At 52.2% G+C, this 15,425-nt stretch carries 18 protein-coding genes and 1 riboswitch; of the genes, 5 read left to right on the plus strand and 13 right to left on the minus strand.

Annotated features, from left to right (window positions below):
- Positions 1–37: 37 nt before the first annotated feature.
- Together HS100_01975 and maf are read right to left on the minus strand one after the other, a co-directional pair.
- Positions 38–2,272: a hypothetical protein gene (locus HS100_01975; protein MBE7432661.1), complete on the minus strand. Its 2,235-nt coding sequence runs from the start codon at positions 2,270–2,272 to the stop codon at positions 38–40.
- Positions 2,273–2,288: 16 nt separating this feature from the next.
- On the minus strand, positions 2,289–2,951 hold the full coding sequence (gene maf / locus HS100_01980) for a septum formation protein Maf (GenBank protein ID MBE7432662.1): 663 nt from the start codon (positions 2,949–2,951) through the stop codon (positions 2,289–2,291).
- A 173-nt stretch (positions 2,952–3,124) separates the two neighbouring features.
- Between maf and xpt the strand changes: the two genes are divergently transcribed.
- The 4 genes from xpt to HS100_02000 are packed head-to-tail and all read left to right on the plus strand — an operon-like array spanning position 3,125 to position 6,567.
- The gene (xpt, locus tag HS100_01985) at positions 3,125–3,694 is read left to right on the plus strand and encodes a xanthine phosphoribosyltransferase (GenBank protein ID MBE7432663.1); all 570 of its coding nucleotides are present in this window, start codon (positions 3,125–3,127) and stop codon (positions 3,692–3,694) included.
- Between the two features lie 48 nt (positions 3,695–3,742).
- On the plus strand, positions 3,743–4,090 hold the full coding sequence (locus tag HS100_01990; protein MBE7432664.1) for an HIT domain-containing protein: 348 nt from the start codon (positions 3,743–3,745) through the stop codon (positions 4,088–4,090).
- Positions 4,091–4,124: 34 nt separating this feature from the next.
- Positions 4,125–5,660, plus strand: coding sequence for a glutamine-hydrolyzing GMP synthase (gene guaA, locus HS100_01995; GenBank protein MBE7432665.1), 1,536 nt, complete (start codon positions 4,125–4,127; stop codon positions 5,658–5,660).
- A gap of 25 nt (positions 5,661–5,685) precedes the next feature.
- A complete protein-coding gene (locus HS100_02000; protein MBE7432666.1) occupies positions 5,686–6,567 on the plus strand; it encodes a hypothetical protein in 882 nt (293 codons plus the stop codon).
- A gap of 81 nt (positions 6,568–6,648) precedes the next feature.
- On the opposite strand, the gene HS100_02005 is transcribed toward HS100_02000, so the two are convergent.
- From HS100_02005 to HS100_02050, 10 genes are all read right to left on the minus strand, one after another.
- Positions 6,649–7,407: a fumarylacetoacetate hydrolase family protein gene (locus tag HS100_02005; GenBank protein ID MBE7432667.1), complete on the minus strand. Its 759-nt coding sequence runs from the start codon at positions 7,405–7,407 to the stop codon at positions 6,649–6,651.
- Positions 7,408–7,409: 2 nt separating this feature from the next.
- Positions 7,410–7,898, minus strand: coding sequence for a 2-amino-4-hydroxy-6-hydroxymethyldihydropteridine diphosphokinase (folK, locus tag HS100_02010; protein MBE7432668.1), 489 nt, complete (start codon positions 7,896–7,898; stop codon positions 7,410–7,412).
- Positions 7,895–8,383 (minus strand): YbaK/EbsC family protein, encoded by a 489-nt coding sequence (locus HS100_02015; protein MBE7432669.1) that lies wholly within the window; start codon positions 8,381–8,383, stop codon positions 7,895–7,897. Before HS100_02015 ends, folK begins: the two co-directional genes overlap by 4 nt.
- A gap of 710 nt (positions 8,384–9,093) precedes the next feature.
- Complete coding sequence (locus tag HS100_02020) at positions 9,094–9,612, minus strand: hypothetical protein (GenBank protein ID MBE7432670.1); 519 nt, start codon at positions 9,610–9,612, stop codon at positions 9,094–9,096.
- Between the two features lie 90 nt (positions 9,613–9,702).
- Positions 9,703–9,981 (minus strand): hypothetical protein, encoded by a 279-nt coding sequence (locus HS100_02025; protein ID MBE7432671.1) that lies wholly within the window; start codon positions 9,979–9,981, stop codon positions 9,703–9,705.
- 86 nt (positions 9,982–10,067) lie between these two features.
- Positions 10,068–10,436 carry a nucleotidyltransferase domain-containing protein gene (locus HS100_02030; protein MBE7432672.1) on the minus strand — a complete coding sequence of 123 codons (369 nt, stop codon included), beginning with the start codon at positions 10,434–10,436 and terminating at the stop codon, positions 10,068–10,070.
- On the minus strand, positions 10,409–10,864 hold the full coding sequence (locus tag HS100_02035) for a HEPN domain-containing protein (protein MBE7432673.1): 456 nt from the start codon (positions 10,862–10,864) through the stop codon (positions 10,409–10,411). Before HS100_02035 ends, HS100_02030 begins: the two co-directional genes overlap by 28 nt.
- A gap of 57 nt (positions 10,865–10,921) precedes the next feature.
- On the minus strand, positions 10,922–11,587 hold the full coding sequence (locus HS100_02040) for an endonuclease III (protein ID MBE7432674.1): 666 nt from the start codon (positions 11,585–11,587) through the stop codon (positions 10,922–10,924).
- A gap of 262 nt (positions 11,588–11,849) precedes the next feature.
- Positions 11,850–12,827: an ABC transporter substrate-binding protein gene (locus HS100_02045; protein ID MBE7432675.1), complete on the minus strand. Its 978-nt coding sequence runs from the start codon at positions 12,825–12,827 to the stop codon at positions 11,850–11,852.
- 61 nt (positions 12,828–12,888) lie between these two features.
- On the minus strand, positions 12,889–13,653 hold the full coding sequence (locus tag HS100_02050) for an ABC transporter permease (GenBank protein ID MBE7432676.1): 765 nt from the start codon (positions 13,651–13,653) through the stop codon (positions 12,889–12,891).
- A 196-nt stretch (positions 13,654–13,849) separates the two neighbouring features.
- A riboswitch (FMN riboswitch) is annotated at positions 13,850–13,987 on the minus strand.
- A 118-nt stretch (positions 13,988–14,105) separates the two neighbouring features.
- On the opposite strand from HS100_02050, the gene HS100_02055 reads away from it, so the two are divergent.
- The gene (locus tag HS100_02055; protein MBE7432677.1) at positions 14,106–14,810 is read left to right on the plus strand and encodes a hypothetical protein; all 705 of its coding nucleotides are present in this window, start codon (positions 14,106–14,108) and stop codon (positions 14,808–14,810) included.
- Positions 14,811–14,863: 53 nt separating this feature from the next.
- Here the strand turns inward: HS100_02055 and HS100_02060 are convergent, their stop codons facing one another.
- Positions 14,864–15,364, minus strand: a complete 501-nt coding sequence (locus HS100_02060; protein MBE7432678.1) for a GNAT family N-acetyltransferase — start codon at positions 15,362–15,364, stop codon at positions 14,864–14,866.
- Positions 15,365–15,425 lie beyond the last annotated feature (61 nt).

The following is a 15,425-nucleotide window of genomic DNA, read 5'->3' on the forward strand; positions in this document are numbered from 1 at the left end:
CAGGTGACAGTCACCTCGGAGGTGACTGTCACCTATGTTACGGGAACACCCCGCCCGACGGCGGTGTGGGCGTGTAGGGCGGATACCCGATCTGACCGAAATCATAATACTGGCGCTGCGGGCTTCCATAATAATAAGCTTCAACCATCGCGCGGAAGAATGGCACGGCATATTCGGAGCCTTCACCGACGTTCTCGCCGACCGCAACGATGGCAATATCGGGCAGATCGGTGTTGGCTTCGTTCAGCGTATACCCTGCGAACCAACCGTGTGGTTTCCCGCTGCCGGATTCGGCCGTGCCGGTCTTGCCGGCCACTCTGAATTGCAGACCAAGGAGATTGAAACGTGCGGTCCCGCGCGGATTATCCACCACCATTCGGAGCGCTTCCTGCAGGATTTCGAGATTCTCCGACCGAAGCGGAAGGGTCCCCTGCGCCTCCGGCTTGAACGTCACCACAGGGTCGCCTTCGACAGGTTGAATCTTCTCGACGATCTGCGGACGGTACAACGTGCCGCCGTTGGCGATCGCCGCCATGAAGCGCGCAACTTGCAGCGGCGTGACGAGCACTTCGCCCTGCCCGATAGCCTGATTGACTGCATCGATCTGGGTGGCTGGGTCTGTGATCTGCCCGGCTTCTTCGGGGATTTGCCCGATGCCGGTTGGCGATCCGAGCCCAAACCCGCGCGCCATGTTTGCAATGTCGTTGCCGCGATCCCAGTTCGTATAAAGATCGTTGCCGATATGCCAGAAATATGGGTTGCATGATCGCATCAGACCTTCCTGCAAGGTGATCAAGCCGGAAGGCGTGCTGTCGGAGGTATTGCAAAACTGGCCGGCGGCAATGCGGTCCTGGCAGTGCTGCCACGTCCAGTCATAGCGGATCTGGTCGGTTAATTCGGTGAATTCGTACTGGCAATCGTATTCGGTATCCTTCAAATATAGCCCGCTTTCAAGGGCGGCGGAGAAGGTGATGATCTTGAAAACCGAGCCGAGCGGGAGCTGCCCCTGCGCGGCGCGGTTGAGCAGCGGAGTCCTTGCATCGTTCAGCAGGCTGTTCAGTGCAATGTTGTTCGGGTTGTTGGAATCGAAAACATTCGGGTCGTAATCGGGACCGGATGCCATGGCAAGGATACGGCCCGTATTTACTTCCATGATGACGATCGCGCCGCGGAAGAATTCCACCGCCGCCTGAGCATGAAATTGAAGATTGCTGTCGATGGTGAGATAGACCGAATCAGCGGGTTCAGGCGCGCTTTGCCCGAGCGTGGAAATGATCTGCCCGGTCGGGCTGACAACGCGCAACGTGCCGCCGTGCTTCCCGGCAAGATAATCCTCCGCCCACTGCTCCACCCCGGTCTGACCGATGCGTTCACTCCCGCTGTAGCCAAGCCGCTTGTATTGATTCAATTGCTCGGGTGAAATGGCAAGGGTGTATCCGACCGCCTGCGGTGCCAACCCGCCGCGGAAATAATACCGCGACGAATATTCCTGAACCACCAGCCCGCCCGGGTTGATCGAGAGCAATCGCTGGGCTTCGGCGCGAGTCCCTTCGCACATGGGCAGGTACCAGCCGGGTCCGGATGAGTCGATCAGACCTTGAATGCCGAGCGGGTCGAAACCACACAAGCGCCCCAATTCGGAGGTCAAAGCGCCGACCATTTCGTTATCGATCTGATCGGTCTGAATGCCGAAGGCAAACGCATCCGCCTGGGTTGCAATGGGCAGCCCTTCGCGGTCGTAGATATCGCCGCGCGCCGGGATGTTGTACTCCATGACCAGTTGATTGCCGCCCGCCAGTTCCGGCAAAATCAACGCGTCGTCCCAGTTGATCTTCCAGCCATTCTCTTCGTTGACCATCCGCATCACGATCTCGCGGGAAATATCCCCCGCCAAAACGGTCTTGTATGTGATGGCATATGTCACTTCGGCATTGAACGGGCTGACGGAGGACGACAAAATTGAAACGTCCAAGTCCGAGGCGCTCATGGTGTTCAACGCATCGTTCCATCGCTTTGAAAAATCCTCCAGCGTGAGTTTCTCGCGGCTGGACAGCGAAAGCATCGAATACATCACTTCGTAGTCATCGCTTTTCAGCGCATCGAAGAACCCCGTCACCGCCGCCTCCACATTCGGAGCGGGGGTCACACCGACTTTCGGCGTGGGCAGAGGCGTATCGGTTGCGAAGATCGAGCCAACCCCGCCTTGCGAGGAACTGCACCCGGCAAGGATAAGTGCGATGAGGGGTATTTGAATCCAGCGTGTTGACTTCATTCTATCCTTTCGGTTCTTATTGGACGAGCTCGCCGCTCAGGATGGCGGGCGAAACTTTGCAATCATACTTCAAAAGAGTCTGGCAAGACGAAGGCACATCGGCAGGAGTCGCAATCTCAAAATGGGTCAACGCGCGCAGGATATGGCACATGGGCAGTCCCATCACACTGGCGTAACAGCCTTCCAGACCGGTCACAGGATTGAATTCCGGATGTTGTATCGCATATGCGCCCGCCTTGTCCATCGGGTCGCCCGTTTGGATATAACTTTCGACCTCTTGATCGGAATAATCGCGCATTGGCACATCGGTAATGCACAGGTCAACCACCATTTTTTCATTTTGCAGGATCGTGATGCCGGTATAAACCTGATGGACCCTCCCCCGCAATTGTTTTAACATTCGCCGCGCGTCATCTCCATTGAGAGGCTTACCGAGGATTTCGTTTTCATCCACGACTGTTGTATCCGACCCGACGATGACCGCATCAGACCCCGCCCGGGATCGAATCGCTGTCGCCTTGGCTTTTGCCAGTCTGATAACGTACTCCCGTGGAGGCTCGCCTTCGAAGGGAGTCTCATCCACATCCGCAGCGATGACGTCGAATTCCCATCTGCCCAACGAGAATAATTGTTTCCTGCGCGGAGAGTTGGATGCCAGCACAAACTTGATTTTGTCCATGACCCGCAGGATTCTAACACAGTCAATTTTGAGGGATTAATTGAAGATAAGGAGGCATGAAACGCGACGCTCGATTCGTTCGGCAATAATTTTCCCCTGCTTATCTCATCTTTCCTCTTTTCAAATCCGGATGTAAAATCATTTCATAATCTGTCCAGACAATCGGAGGCTGAATGAACTCATTGCAGGAACGAATATTGAAGGAGGGGCAGGTCCTTGGCGGCGGGATTTTGAAAGTGGATAGCTTCGTCAACCATCAAGTGGACCCGAAACTCATGGATGAATGCGGGCGGGATTTCGCAAAACGATTTACAAAGGTGGGAGCAACGAAGATCCTCACGGCAGAAATCTCCGGCATCGCCCCGGCATTGACAACTGCTATTCATATGAATCTTCCGGTCGTCTATGCTCGCAAGACCAAACCCATCACCATGCCAGACCAGGTCTATCTCACGCTCGCGCCGTCGCACACGAAAGGCCGCATGGTCGAGTTGATCGTCTCGCCGGAATATCTCGCCAACGATGAAAAGGTGCTCATCATCGACGACTTCCTCGCCAGCGGGCAGACCATCCTCGGGCTCGCGCGTCTGGCAGAAGCCTCCGGCTCGCATATCGTTGGCATCGGCGCGTTGATCGAAAAGATCTTCGAAGGCGGGCGGGATGCGCTGGCTTCGCTCGGCGTTCCCATCGAATCCATCGCCTGCATCAAGTCATTGGATGATGGCAGGATCGAATTCGTTTAGATACACATTACGCATTACAGAATATGTGATGCGCAATTCGTAAAAACCTTGCTGCGCAGATTTCTCCATCATCGATTTACCGCCTTCCTCATCGGTTGGATATTCACCTACATGAGCTTTGCCATCCCTGTCAAACGTCTCCGCGAGACCCCGAACCTGGTCGCGTTTCAGCACCCTTCTCCTGGCCATAAGTTTCATTTACTGATCGTCCCCAAGCGGCAGATTCAATCGCTGGCAGATCTCGACCCGCACGACACCGCCTTCCTCACGGACTTGTATTCCACCGTGCAAAGTCTCGTGAAGGAATTCGAATTGAAAGCCTACAGACTCATCGTCAACGGCGGAGAGTATCAGGATTTTCCGCATTTACATTTTCATTTGATTTCGAATTTGTAGGGGCGAGGCAACCTCGCCCCTACGGAATTGATACATGAACTCAATCGCCATTCTCGACTTCGGTTCCCAGTACGCACAGATCATCGCCCGGCGCGTGCGAGAGGGGCAAGTCTATTGTGAACTCTTCCCCTGGGATGCGCCGCAGGAAAAAATATTTTCGATTCACCCGAAAGGATTTATTTTGTCCGGCGGACCCAAATCCGTTTATGAAGAGAACGCGCCATACATCCAAAAATTCATTCTCGAAAGCGGATTGCCCATCCTCGGCATCTGCTATGGGATGCAAGCGCTCGCCCACGCCCTCGGCGGCAAGGTAAACCCATCAACGGAACGTGAGTATGGGCAGGCAGAGATTACGCCGTTGGTTCCAGGCACGATGCTGGATGTTTTATCCAAAGTCTGGATGTCGCACGGAGATAAAGTCGCGCAACTACCGCCGGGATTTATCGCGCTGGCAAAATCGGGCAATAGTCCCTACGCGGCAATGGGCGACATGAAACGCAAATACTTCGGCGTGCAATTCCACCTGGAAGTAAATCACACCCCGAATGGAAGCGAACTCCTCAAGCACTTCGCCATCGACATATGCGGTGCGAAACCGGATTGGACCCCCGCCTCCATCATCGACGATGCGGTGGATAAAATTCGCAGCCAGGTTGGAAGAGAAAGAGTCCTTGCTGCGGTTTCGGGCGGAGTGGATTCGTCAGTCGCGGCGGCGTTGGTTCACAAAGCCATTGGCGACCAACTCGTCTGCGTGTTTGTGAATACCGGACTCTTGCGCGCAAACGAAGGCGCGCAAGTGGCATCGGCATTTCGGGAGGGTTTGGGCGCGGAACTCATCACTGTGGATGCCGCCGATGACTTTCTAGGCGCATTGAAGGGAGTCACCGAGCCTGAGCAAAAACGAAAAGTCGTTGGGGAAAAATTCATCCGCATCTTCGAGCGTGAGGCGCAAAACATTGGCCAGCCAAGATTTTTGGTACAAGGGACGATCTACCCCGATGTCGTTGAATCTTCAGGTCCGGATCGAAGCAAGGCGGAGAAGATCAAGTCACATCACAACGTTGGGGGACTTCCCGAAGATATGCAGTTCGAACTCGTCGAGCCGTTGAGATATTTATTCAAGGACGAAGTGCGATTGGTGGGCGAAGCTCTCGGCTTGAATCCAGGCTTGGTGTGGCGGCAACCGTTTCCGGGTCCGGGCTTGACCGTGCGTTGTCTTGGAGAGTGTACGCCTGAGCGCCTGTCCCGTCTGCGGGCGGCGGACTCGATCCTTCTCGAAGAATTATCCAAAGCAGGTTATCTTGGCAAAGGAGCGCAGACATCACAAGCGTTTATGGTTTTATTGCCCGTGCGTTCCGTTGGCGTGATGGGCGACCAGCGCACGTATCAGGAAGCGGCGGCGATCCGCGCTGTGACCACGGATGACTTCATGACAGCCGATTGGGCACGCCTGCCGCATGAGTTGTTGGCAAAGATTTCGAGCCGCATTGTGAATGAAGTGCAGGGAATCAACCGAGTCGTTTATGATATAACGAGCAAACCGCCCGCGACGATAGAATGGGAGTAATTCGATTGAGCATCGGGAGATTGATATGAACTTCGATTATGGTAACACCCTCACCCGCGCATTCAAGTTGACGTGGAAATACAAGTCTTTCGTGCTTTTCATGATGTTTCCGATGTTAATCGCCTCGGTCATCTTTCTTGTCATTGCCGCCCCCCTCTTCCTTTTGGAGGGGAACGAAGACATGATGGGATTGGTCATCGCGCTATGGGTCGGGGTGATCGCGCTCGGCATGATCGCCAGTTTCCTTGCCAGCGCCGCCGGGTTGACCTCGTTGACTCTCGGAATTCTGCGCGTCGAACGGGGAACCGGCTCGACCTCTTTCATGGACCTGTTCCGCGATGGGTTTCAATATTTCGCCCGCGCTCTCGGCGTGATGTTGATCGTAAATTTGACGATCGGTCTGATCTTCACCGCGTTTTTTCTTTGCGCTGCCGCGCTTATCGCAGTCACTATGGGCATTGCATCTTTCTGCCTCCAACCGGTGATGATCCTTATCACTCCCCTGTCCTTTCTCGTTGCCGCCGTAATGAACGGGGGAATCGTCTCGGTCATCGAGGAAGACCTCGGCGCATGGGATGCTGTAAAAAGAGCATTACAGATCGTGCGCGAACATGTATGGAAATTTATCATTCTGACGCTGATCGTTTATTTTGGCGCTTCGTTTCTCTCGAGTATTTTTGTCGTCCCCGCGATGATCCCCGTCGTGTTTGCTCCGGTTGCGATGGAATTTGGCGAGCAGATGTTTTGGATCGTCATGGCTGTATTCGTTTGTTTATTCTTCCCCGCCCTCGCCCTTTACTCGGGTATCGTCGGCGCTTTCACTACTTTCGCGATTGATATTGCCTATTTGCAACTTTCCCGCCCGGCTGAAAAAGAAATTATTTCTACTGAAAACACAACAGAATAAGAGCTTGACGCAAAGACGCAAGGCCGCAAAGGGAATTCACAACCTCTTTGCGTTTTACGTTTTCCACTTACGCATCACGTCTTACGCTTTTACCGGGTTGCTTAACTTCCCCAACCCTTCGATCTCCACGTCCACAACATCGCCATTTCTCAACTCGCCCACACCCGCGGGGGTTCCGGTGAAGATCAAATCTCCGGGTTCGAGAGTCATGACCGACGAGATATAGGCGACCAACGTCCCCACATTGAATACCATATCGCGCGTCGAAGCCATCTGCCGCATCTGCCCGTTGACACGGCAGGTCACCACCGCATCAGACGGGTCGAAGTCGGTGTCGATCCACGGACCGAAGGAACAGAACGTATCGAAGCCTTTTGCGCGCGTCCATTGACCGTCCGTTTTTTGCAGGTCGCGGGCAGTGACGTCGTTGCCGACGGTATAGCCGAAGATATATTCCTTGGCGTTCTCGGCGGTGACGTTCCTGGCGCGTTTGCCGATCACCACGACCAGCTCCCCTTCATGCTCCACCTGCTTCGACTGCGACGGCAGGATGATGTTTTCTCCCGTCGCAATGATGGAAGAAGGCGGCTTCAAAAAGATGAGCGGGATTTTCGGCACTTCATTTCCCAACTCTTTGGCATGCTCAACATAATTCCGCCCAACGCAGATGATCTTGCTCGGTTCGCAGGGAGCAAGGAGTTTCAATTCCTTGAGCGGGGTCCGCGCCTCGCGGCGGCGGTATTCGCCGAATAGATTTCCCTGCACTTCGCCGACCTTATCCTCGAGGATCCAGCCGTAGGTGGATGTCCCTTCGGGGGTTTGATAACGGATGATGCGCATTATTACTTTCCTTTATATTCATGGATGTTCACCCGTTCAGCATCCAGCAGCAATTCGCCGACGGGTTTTCCCAACACGGGATGAACAAGGTCGGGAGCAATGTCGTTCAACGGCACGAGCACAAATCCGCGGGTATGCATGCGCGGATGTGGAATGACCAGAGGCGGCGTGTTCAGGATCAACTCGTCGTAAAACAATATGTCGATATCGATCAGGCGCGGACCATTCTCGAACGACTTCTCACGCCCGAGCGCGGTTTCGAGGCGCTTCAAATGTCCGAGCAGACCCTCCGGCTCGAGGTACGTTTCCGCCATCACGCATTGGTTCAAGAACGGCGGCTGGTCGGCATATCCCCAGGGCGGAGTCTCGTACACCGGCGATCTCTTCTTTACGTCCATTTGAGGCGGCAGGTTCGAAATGGCGTTCTTCAAGTTCGCGAGTCGGTTCCCCATATTGCTTCCGAGGGCAAGATATACGGTGTGATCCATCATGGCTGGTTTGGCTCCTCTGTTTCCATCAATGATACAACCTCCGCGCCGTTTAACGCCAGATGCAAATCCGCGCTCTTGAGGATGACCGCGGTATCGCGCATCCCCGAACCGATGGAAATTTCCTCCTCTTTGAGGACTCCCGCCTCGATCATGATTTTGACCTGTTTCGCCAACCCAAACGGACCCACCGTCCCGACCTTGTACCCCGTCACTGAGAACACGTCTTCATCCGTCGCCATCGTGATGCGCGAACGCCCGAGGATCTTCCGCAGTTTCTTCCACGAGATTTGCGCCGGTCCCGCCACGAGGACGAGAGCGAACTCATCCTCCGTCACGCGGAAGAGGATGGTCCGCACCACCTGGGACGGTCGCTGACCGCGGTCACGCGCCGCATTCTCCAGCGAATCCACCGGCGTTTCGTGGCGGAAGATTCGATGAGGGATGTTCAATTTTTCCAATGCTAGGCTGACGGGAGGAATTTCCATGACGGGGGATTATACCGTCTGTGTTTTCAGGATCATAATGAAATTTGATGGGATAGTAGCCATTTGCAGTAGTTTTTATTATTAAACTTTTGACTACATATTTCTACCGAATCAAATTTATAAATTGGCGAAAATAGTGGAGCGAATAAGGACTTGTTTGTAATCATACTAATAAACTCACCCATAGTTTTAGTTTGTATGAGATTTACAGGATATGCAATAAGTATATATCCAATCTTTCCATTCTTTTGAATATTTTCTTGCAAGAAAAGTAGATAATCATTTCTTCTAAATTTTGTTCTAAAAACTGCTGGATATATAAAAAAAGTTTAGTATTAGTATCTTCATTAGGTATTACACCACTTATTAATTAATATAACGACGCCTCAGGATATTCTTTATAGATATCTTCTTTGGGTGCAATGACTGATAAATATTTTGTTTCATCGTAGTAGTCCAATGTTCTTTTAGATGTTGTCTTTATGACTAAACCAAAAATACCCGACCTGATATTTAGCCAACTGACTTTAGGGATTTTTTCAAGATTTTGGTAATTAATACTCTTTCTTACACTCAGAGATTCAAATATGAAATATGAAGTACCAACAATAATTAAAAGCAATAAAAATAGGAGAAAATATTTGATAACTTTAACCATTATCTAATACTAGATTAAATAATTGATTTATGCAAATTGGTAAATTTGTAAACTATTCTTTGAATCGGAAAGCTATCACAAGTGCTCGGTCTTGAAGTTCTGCTGGCACAATATTTGTTTCAGCCCATTGAAGCATAAGCTGGTTCATTTCTTCATCGTGCGCTATTTCGTTAAGAAATGGAGAATTTACATCCTTAGTAAAGTTAAAACTTGCAAATGGTCTCCAAACTAATGCTGCGTTTGGCTTCGCAGAGGCTATAGTAGTAATACGAACGATTGATCTGTCTGGATTTATCCATTCCCAAACATAACCATAACCAGGTCGTTCAACCCCATTTACGATATTTTTATATAAAAAACAACCAGCAAGGCGAAATGGTGCTTTGTCTGGATTTTTCTCAATAAGGTAAAGGCCTTCACCGTCAAAATTTAATTGATCATTGTAGGGGTCTTTCACATTTGGTTTAACCACTTCAACATTTAACCCAGTTAGAACATCTTCTGGAAATGGTTCGCCCTTTAGTTTGGCTGCCTGCCCTGGTCCGCCACGCAGGACATATTCTGTATCCATAACTATCCCACTGGCTTCTGCTTCTTCAACAGTTGCATAAAGTTTATATTTTAAAGAGTCAGCCAGTTCCCATTTTCCCTCTTCATTTTGCTATCCAACAGTTACTTGTTCCCCTGCTGGGTTTGTAACATAGTAAATAGGTTTTCCATTTTCATCCTGTCCCAATCTTGCCCCTTCGGGAATTCCCATTTTGTTGAGTTCGCTGTCCTTCTCCACCACCTCAGCAGGCAGGGCTGGTTCTGGGGTGGGGGTTTGGGTAGGCGTAGGCGTCAAGGTAACCGTCACCTCGGAGGTGATGGTCACCTGCGGGGTCGGGGTCGCGCAGGCTGTAAGGATAATGATGAGAAAGAAAATCGCAGATCTTTTCATGAGGTTCTCCCTGATAACAAACCATCCACGAATGGAAACCACGAATAAACGAATTCCATCGGGCATTCCATCACCCGCCAATGAATTCAATTCAATCGATATAGCAGGATGCCGTCCCGCTCTATATTGCGGCATAGGGAGAATCTCTCCTTCGACATTTGTTTCCACCTCTTGTCCGCGATCAGGAGCGAGTTCAGCAGGATGTCGTAATCGAGATCGATCTGGGAGGAAATTTTACTGATCGCTTTCTGCAACTGGCGGTCCTCGGTCTTCGCCAATATAAGCACATCCACATCCGAGTCCGGTGTGCTGTTCCCCCGCGCTTTCGAGCCAAATAAGATTACCTCGACAATTTGCCGTTCCTGCCCAGCCAGCAATCGCTGGATGAATGTTTGCAGGGCTTCATTTTCTTTGGGCGTCATCTGGCTTAAAGCCAGCGGTTTCGCTGCAACCATTTTTCCACCTCCTCTACAAATTGTCCTGCTTTTTGCAGAAGTTCCAAAGCCGTTTCGTGATCGATATCGGTATTCAAATCGTAATCGCCCCGCTGCCGCGAGTTGATCAAATCCTCATAAATTTCGCTCAACCCGGCGGGAAGTTCGCCGGTTTTTATGAACCGCTGGCGAAAAACGCTGATGACGCCGCTGTGTTTACTGCGCGCTTCGCCAAGAGTCGATAACAGGGCGTTTGCGGCATAGAAAACCGCGTAATAGGAGCGGTTGACGCTGGACATGAAAAACTTGTTATCGAGATTCACCTTCCCTGAATCCAACGCTTCATGCGCATTCTCGATATACAATTGGACTTCGCGCTTGTTTTCTCTTCCCATATGCATAGAACGAAAACCTTCCTGGGTGTGCGCGCCGAAAAGCGCTGCCTTCATAAAATCATTTTACCATTTTTGAGAAGTGGGATCACAGCCGCCTACGGCAGGTTTGTATCAGCCCGTCTTATCTTTATACCCGCACAACTCCCTGACCGGGCACTTGGGACACAGCGGCTTCCTTGCATTGCACACCTCCCGTCCCAAACGGATGATGTTTAAGTGCGCCGCGTAATACGTCTCGGGCGGGAAGACCGACTCAAGATGCGGATGCGCCTGCTCGACGGTCATCTTTTCGGGGCACAAGCCGATACGACCGGTGACGCGATAAACATGCGTATCCACAGGGAAGGCGGGCTTACCTAAAGAGAAACATAAAACAATCGCGGCGGTCTTTGGTCCCACACCGTTGAACTTGGTCAGCCAGTTTCGGGCATCTTCAACTGAAAGTTCTTTGAGAAAACTCAGATCGAGCGAGCCGCGCTCCCTTGTAATTTCTTTCAAAACCTGTTGAATGCGCGGACCTTTTTGGTTTGCCAGCCCTGCCGGTTTGATGGCTTCGATAACATCCTTTTCCTTCGCGTCCCGCACAGATTCCCAGGTTGGGAATTTCGCGCGCAGGGCGTCGAATGCCCGGTCACGATTGACGTCGTTGGTGTTCTGCGAAAGGATGGTCGAGACCAGTTCGTCAATGGCAGGCAGGGGATTCCGCCAGATCGGTTCGCCGAAGGCTTCGAGAAGGGTTTTATGGATTTGCAGGGCAAGTTGGTTGATATTGGTCATCATAATGAATTGTAATCGCAGGGTCGCCCTGCTGTTGAATGTATACTGACTACGGGAACAAATTGCGCTTTTTCAAGTTCGAGTTCTTAACGCAAAGGCGCAGAGGCGCGAAGGAAAACCTATTGAATCTTTGCGGCTTGGCGACTTTGCGTCAAAAGAAAACCGCAATTAATGACCGCGCCTAATATGATCCATCGACAGGGCGACCCTTTCTTTGGGGTATGGGTTTTGTTTAATCTTGACGGGTCGCCCCTACAACAATTTACGGCACGAACTCGTTCGTGAACGCCTTGCTCAAATCAACGGGTCCGGGGATCATACCCATCTTCACCAGCAATTTGTTCATGTTCTCCCATGCCTGCGGGTCCGAAAGACCGATGCGCTCCGCCTGCCAAAACTCGATGGAGGTGTTCAAAACCTGCATCTGAACATCTTTGTTCTGGTCATCGAGATTCTCCACATACTTCGCGCTGATCGCGTACGCCTCATCGGGATCCGCGATCGCATCCTCGATGCCGCGAGCCAGCGCGCGCGTCATGGCGCGGATCAACTCCGGTTCGTTCGCAATGGTCATTTCGCTTGTGACCAGACCATTGGAGGTCAATTGGGCATAATCCGAAACACGCAATTCGGTGAACTCAAACCCCTGCGCGCGCAGGACAATGGGTTCATTGGCGGTGTAAACCACCACCACATCGCTCGCATCTGTCGCAAATGATTCGACCTGATTGAACCCGATCGCGTCGTATGTTACTTCGGATGAACCAACACCTGCCGTAAATAATAAAGCTTCCACCCCGATGTAATTCGCGCCGAACAAGCCCGGCAACCCGATCTCTTTTCCCCGCAAGTCTTCGGGCGATTCGATTCCAAGTCCGGGTTTTGTTACCACCGAGATCGGGAATTTCTGATACCACGCAAATGCATACACCACGGGCAGTCCCTGCGAGCGCGCCAGCAAGACCTGCTCCCCCGAAGCCACCGTGAACGGAATCTCGCCCGCGCCCGTCAACGCCACGCCGTCGGTCTCGAACGAATAATCAAATTGGAGTTCGATGCCTTCTTCCACAAAATATCCCTTATCCACCGCGACATAGAAAGGCGCATACTGGACGTTTGGGATGTAGCCCATCGGCAATTTGATGCGACGAAGTTCCCCAGCCTCATTCGCGGAATTTGAGTTGGCGCATCCCATCAGGCCGAGCGCCAGCCCGAGCATGAGCAAAACCATTTTCTTCATTACAGAGTCTCCTTTGCTTTCAGACCTGACAGGTTTTAGAAACCTGTCAGGTCTCGATCATTTATTTCTGCCACTTCAAGAACCTTCTCTCCAAAAGCGTAACAACGCCGTACAAACTCAAAGCCAGCGTGATCAACATAAACACCGCCACAAAGACCATGGACGTGTCGTACTGAAAATCACCCAGTTGCAGTAAAAAGCCAAGCCCCTGGTCGGCGTCCACCAGCTCACCGACGATGGCGCCGATGACCGACAACGTCGCGCCGATGCGAAGTCCACCCAGCAGGATGGGCAGGGATGCGGGTAATTCGAGCTTCCACAAAATCTGCCAGCGCGTGGCGCGGAGGGAGACCATCAGATCGTGCAGGGATGCCGAAACCGCACGGACGCCGACGATGGTATTGACCAGCACCGGGAAAAATACGATCAATGCGCAGATGATGACCTTCGAAAGAATCCCGTCCCCGAGCCAGATGACGAGCAACGGCGCGATCGCCACAATGGGAATCGCCTGGCTTGCCACAAGGTACGGTGAAAGAATCCGCTCGAGCGATCGCGATTTGGCAAGGGCGTATCCGACGATGGTGGCAAAACAAACACCGACCAGAAGGCCAAGTAGTACCTCTGAAAGCGTAATTCCGGTGTGATAGAGCAGGCTGCCGTCATTCAAGGCTTTAAGAAATCGATTCCACACATCTGCGGGCGACGGCAGGATGAATTTGGGTAATCGACTCGCTCGAACGATCCATGCCCAGAGCGGAATCGCAAGCAGGATGGAAGCGAATCCAAGCCAGCGTGAGAGGGAGTGCAGGGTTTTGGTTTTCATGATTTCCTGGAAACCTGACAGGTATTGGAAAACCTGTCAGGTCTTAAGCAAAAACGCCTCAGAGTAGATAAATCTCCGGGGCGTGGGAACAGGCTCAAGTCTGGGAATGAGGCGCGCAAATCCGCAGAATCAAAATCCCGAAAACAACAATCGTTTTCGGGGCGCGAATCCACACAAATCCCGTACAGGCTTGTGTCGATACCTTCTCTCATCCAGACTATAACTGTCGGCTCCGGAGTTGCGCCGGATCATGTGCCTAAGCACTCGTGGGCTCTACCACCGATCGGGAATTCACGCTTTTTGCGGTGCGTGTCACCCTGCCCCGAAGGTTATTTAAATTTGTGAATGTCATTATAGCCACCCGCGGTATGTCTGTCAATTCAAGAAACGGTTTCTTTTTGAAAATTAAATTCTGTAATTTTTACGCTGTTCATCCATCGTATAATGAAGCCATGCGAATGGAATCGCTCCCTGTGCAAGGCAGAGCCAGACCGGTCGTTTACCCTGATGCGTTGGATGAGTTGAAGGAAGCATGGAGACTGCTTGGCTTTCCCGAGTCGCAACCGACCATTGTGATCGTCGGCGGGGCGGGCGGGATGAGCGATGGGGATGTCGCCGCGGTGCAGACTTTCTTCGAGAAACATCTTCTGCCGTTTGCGCTGATCAAAAATGCAGTCATCCTCGACGGCGGCACGGATACAGGCGTGATGGCTGCATTGGGGCGCGCGTGCGAGGCTGGAGGCGTGGAGGATTTCCCAATGATCGGTGTGACCGCGCGCGATATCGAGAATGTGGAAACCATGCTGGAGCCGCATCATTCGCATTTCATCTTTTGTCCCGGATCGAAATGGGGCGACGAATCGGAATGGATCGCGGCGGCAGCCAGCGCCTTGTGCGATTCCCTGCCGACAGTGGCGGTATTGATCAACGGCGGGCAGATCACATGGGAGGATGCGCGAAATAACGTCCAATATGGGCGCCCGGTGCTGATCGCCGAGGGAAGCGGGCGCACGGCGGATGTGATCGCGAGTACCAGTCTGGGAATTGGCACCGATTCGAAAGCCCTGGCTTTGATCCGCACAGGCAGGGTGCATGTGGCGAATTTTTTCCGGGATGCGAACCATTTCATCAAAAAGATGGATGAGCTGATGAAATAGTAAAAAGGACGAGTTTGCGGCTCGTCCTTTTTATTTCTCCTGCTCCCGGATCTTTATCTTAACCTCGCCATTGCATACACATCCACATATTGACCATCACGGTAGGCGAAGTTTTTGAACATCCCTTCCGTGACGAAACCGAATTTATTGTATAAGGCTATCGCGGGCGGATTATCGGTAAACACTTCCAGCTCGAGGCGGGAGAGATTGAGCCAGTTATCGGCAAGGTCGATCACAGCCTGCATCAACGCGGAACCGACTCCCCTGCCCTGCCAATCGTCGCGGACTGCCATGCCGATCTGACCAACATGCCTGCGGCGCGGATGGTTCGGGAACGTGAATAGACCAATCTGCCCCACGACCTCGGCATCGAGGCAAGCGACGAGATTGAATGATCCTTCCGGCGGGTCGGCAAGTCGTTTTTGCCATCGGTCTGAAGATGGAAATGGAAGTTGAAGCGTGCCCCAGATCGCTTTGGGTCCGGTAAAGATTCTTTGGAACGCTTCGGCGTCCGATGCTTCGGCGCGGCGGACAGTGATGGCGGGTTTGTCCATGACAACCTCCAAAATAATGTAGGGGCGACACACCCAGTACCTGCGGTCTGGGCAGGTGTGT

The organism is Anaerolineales bacterium, from assembly GCA_015075725.1.
Lineage (GTDB): Bacteria > Chloroflexota > Anaerolineae > Anaerolineales > Villigracilaceae > Villigracilis.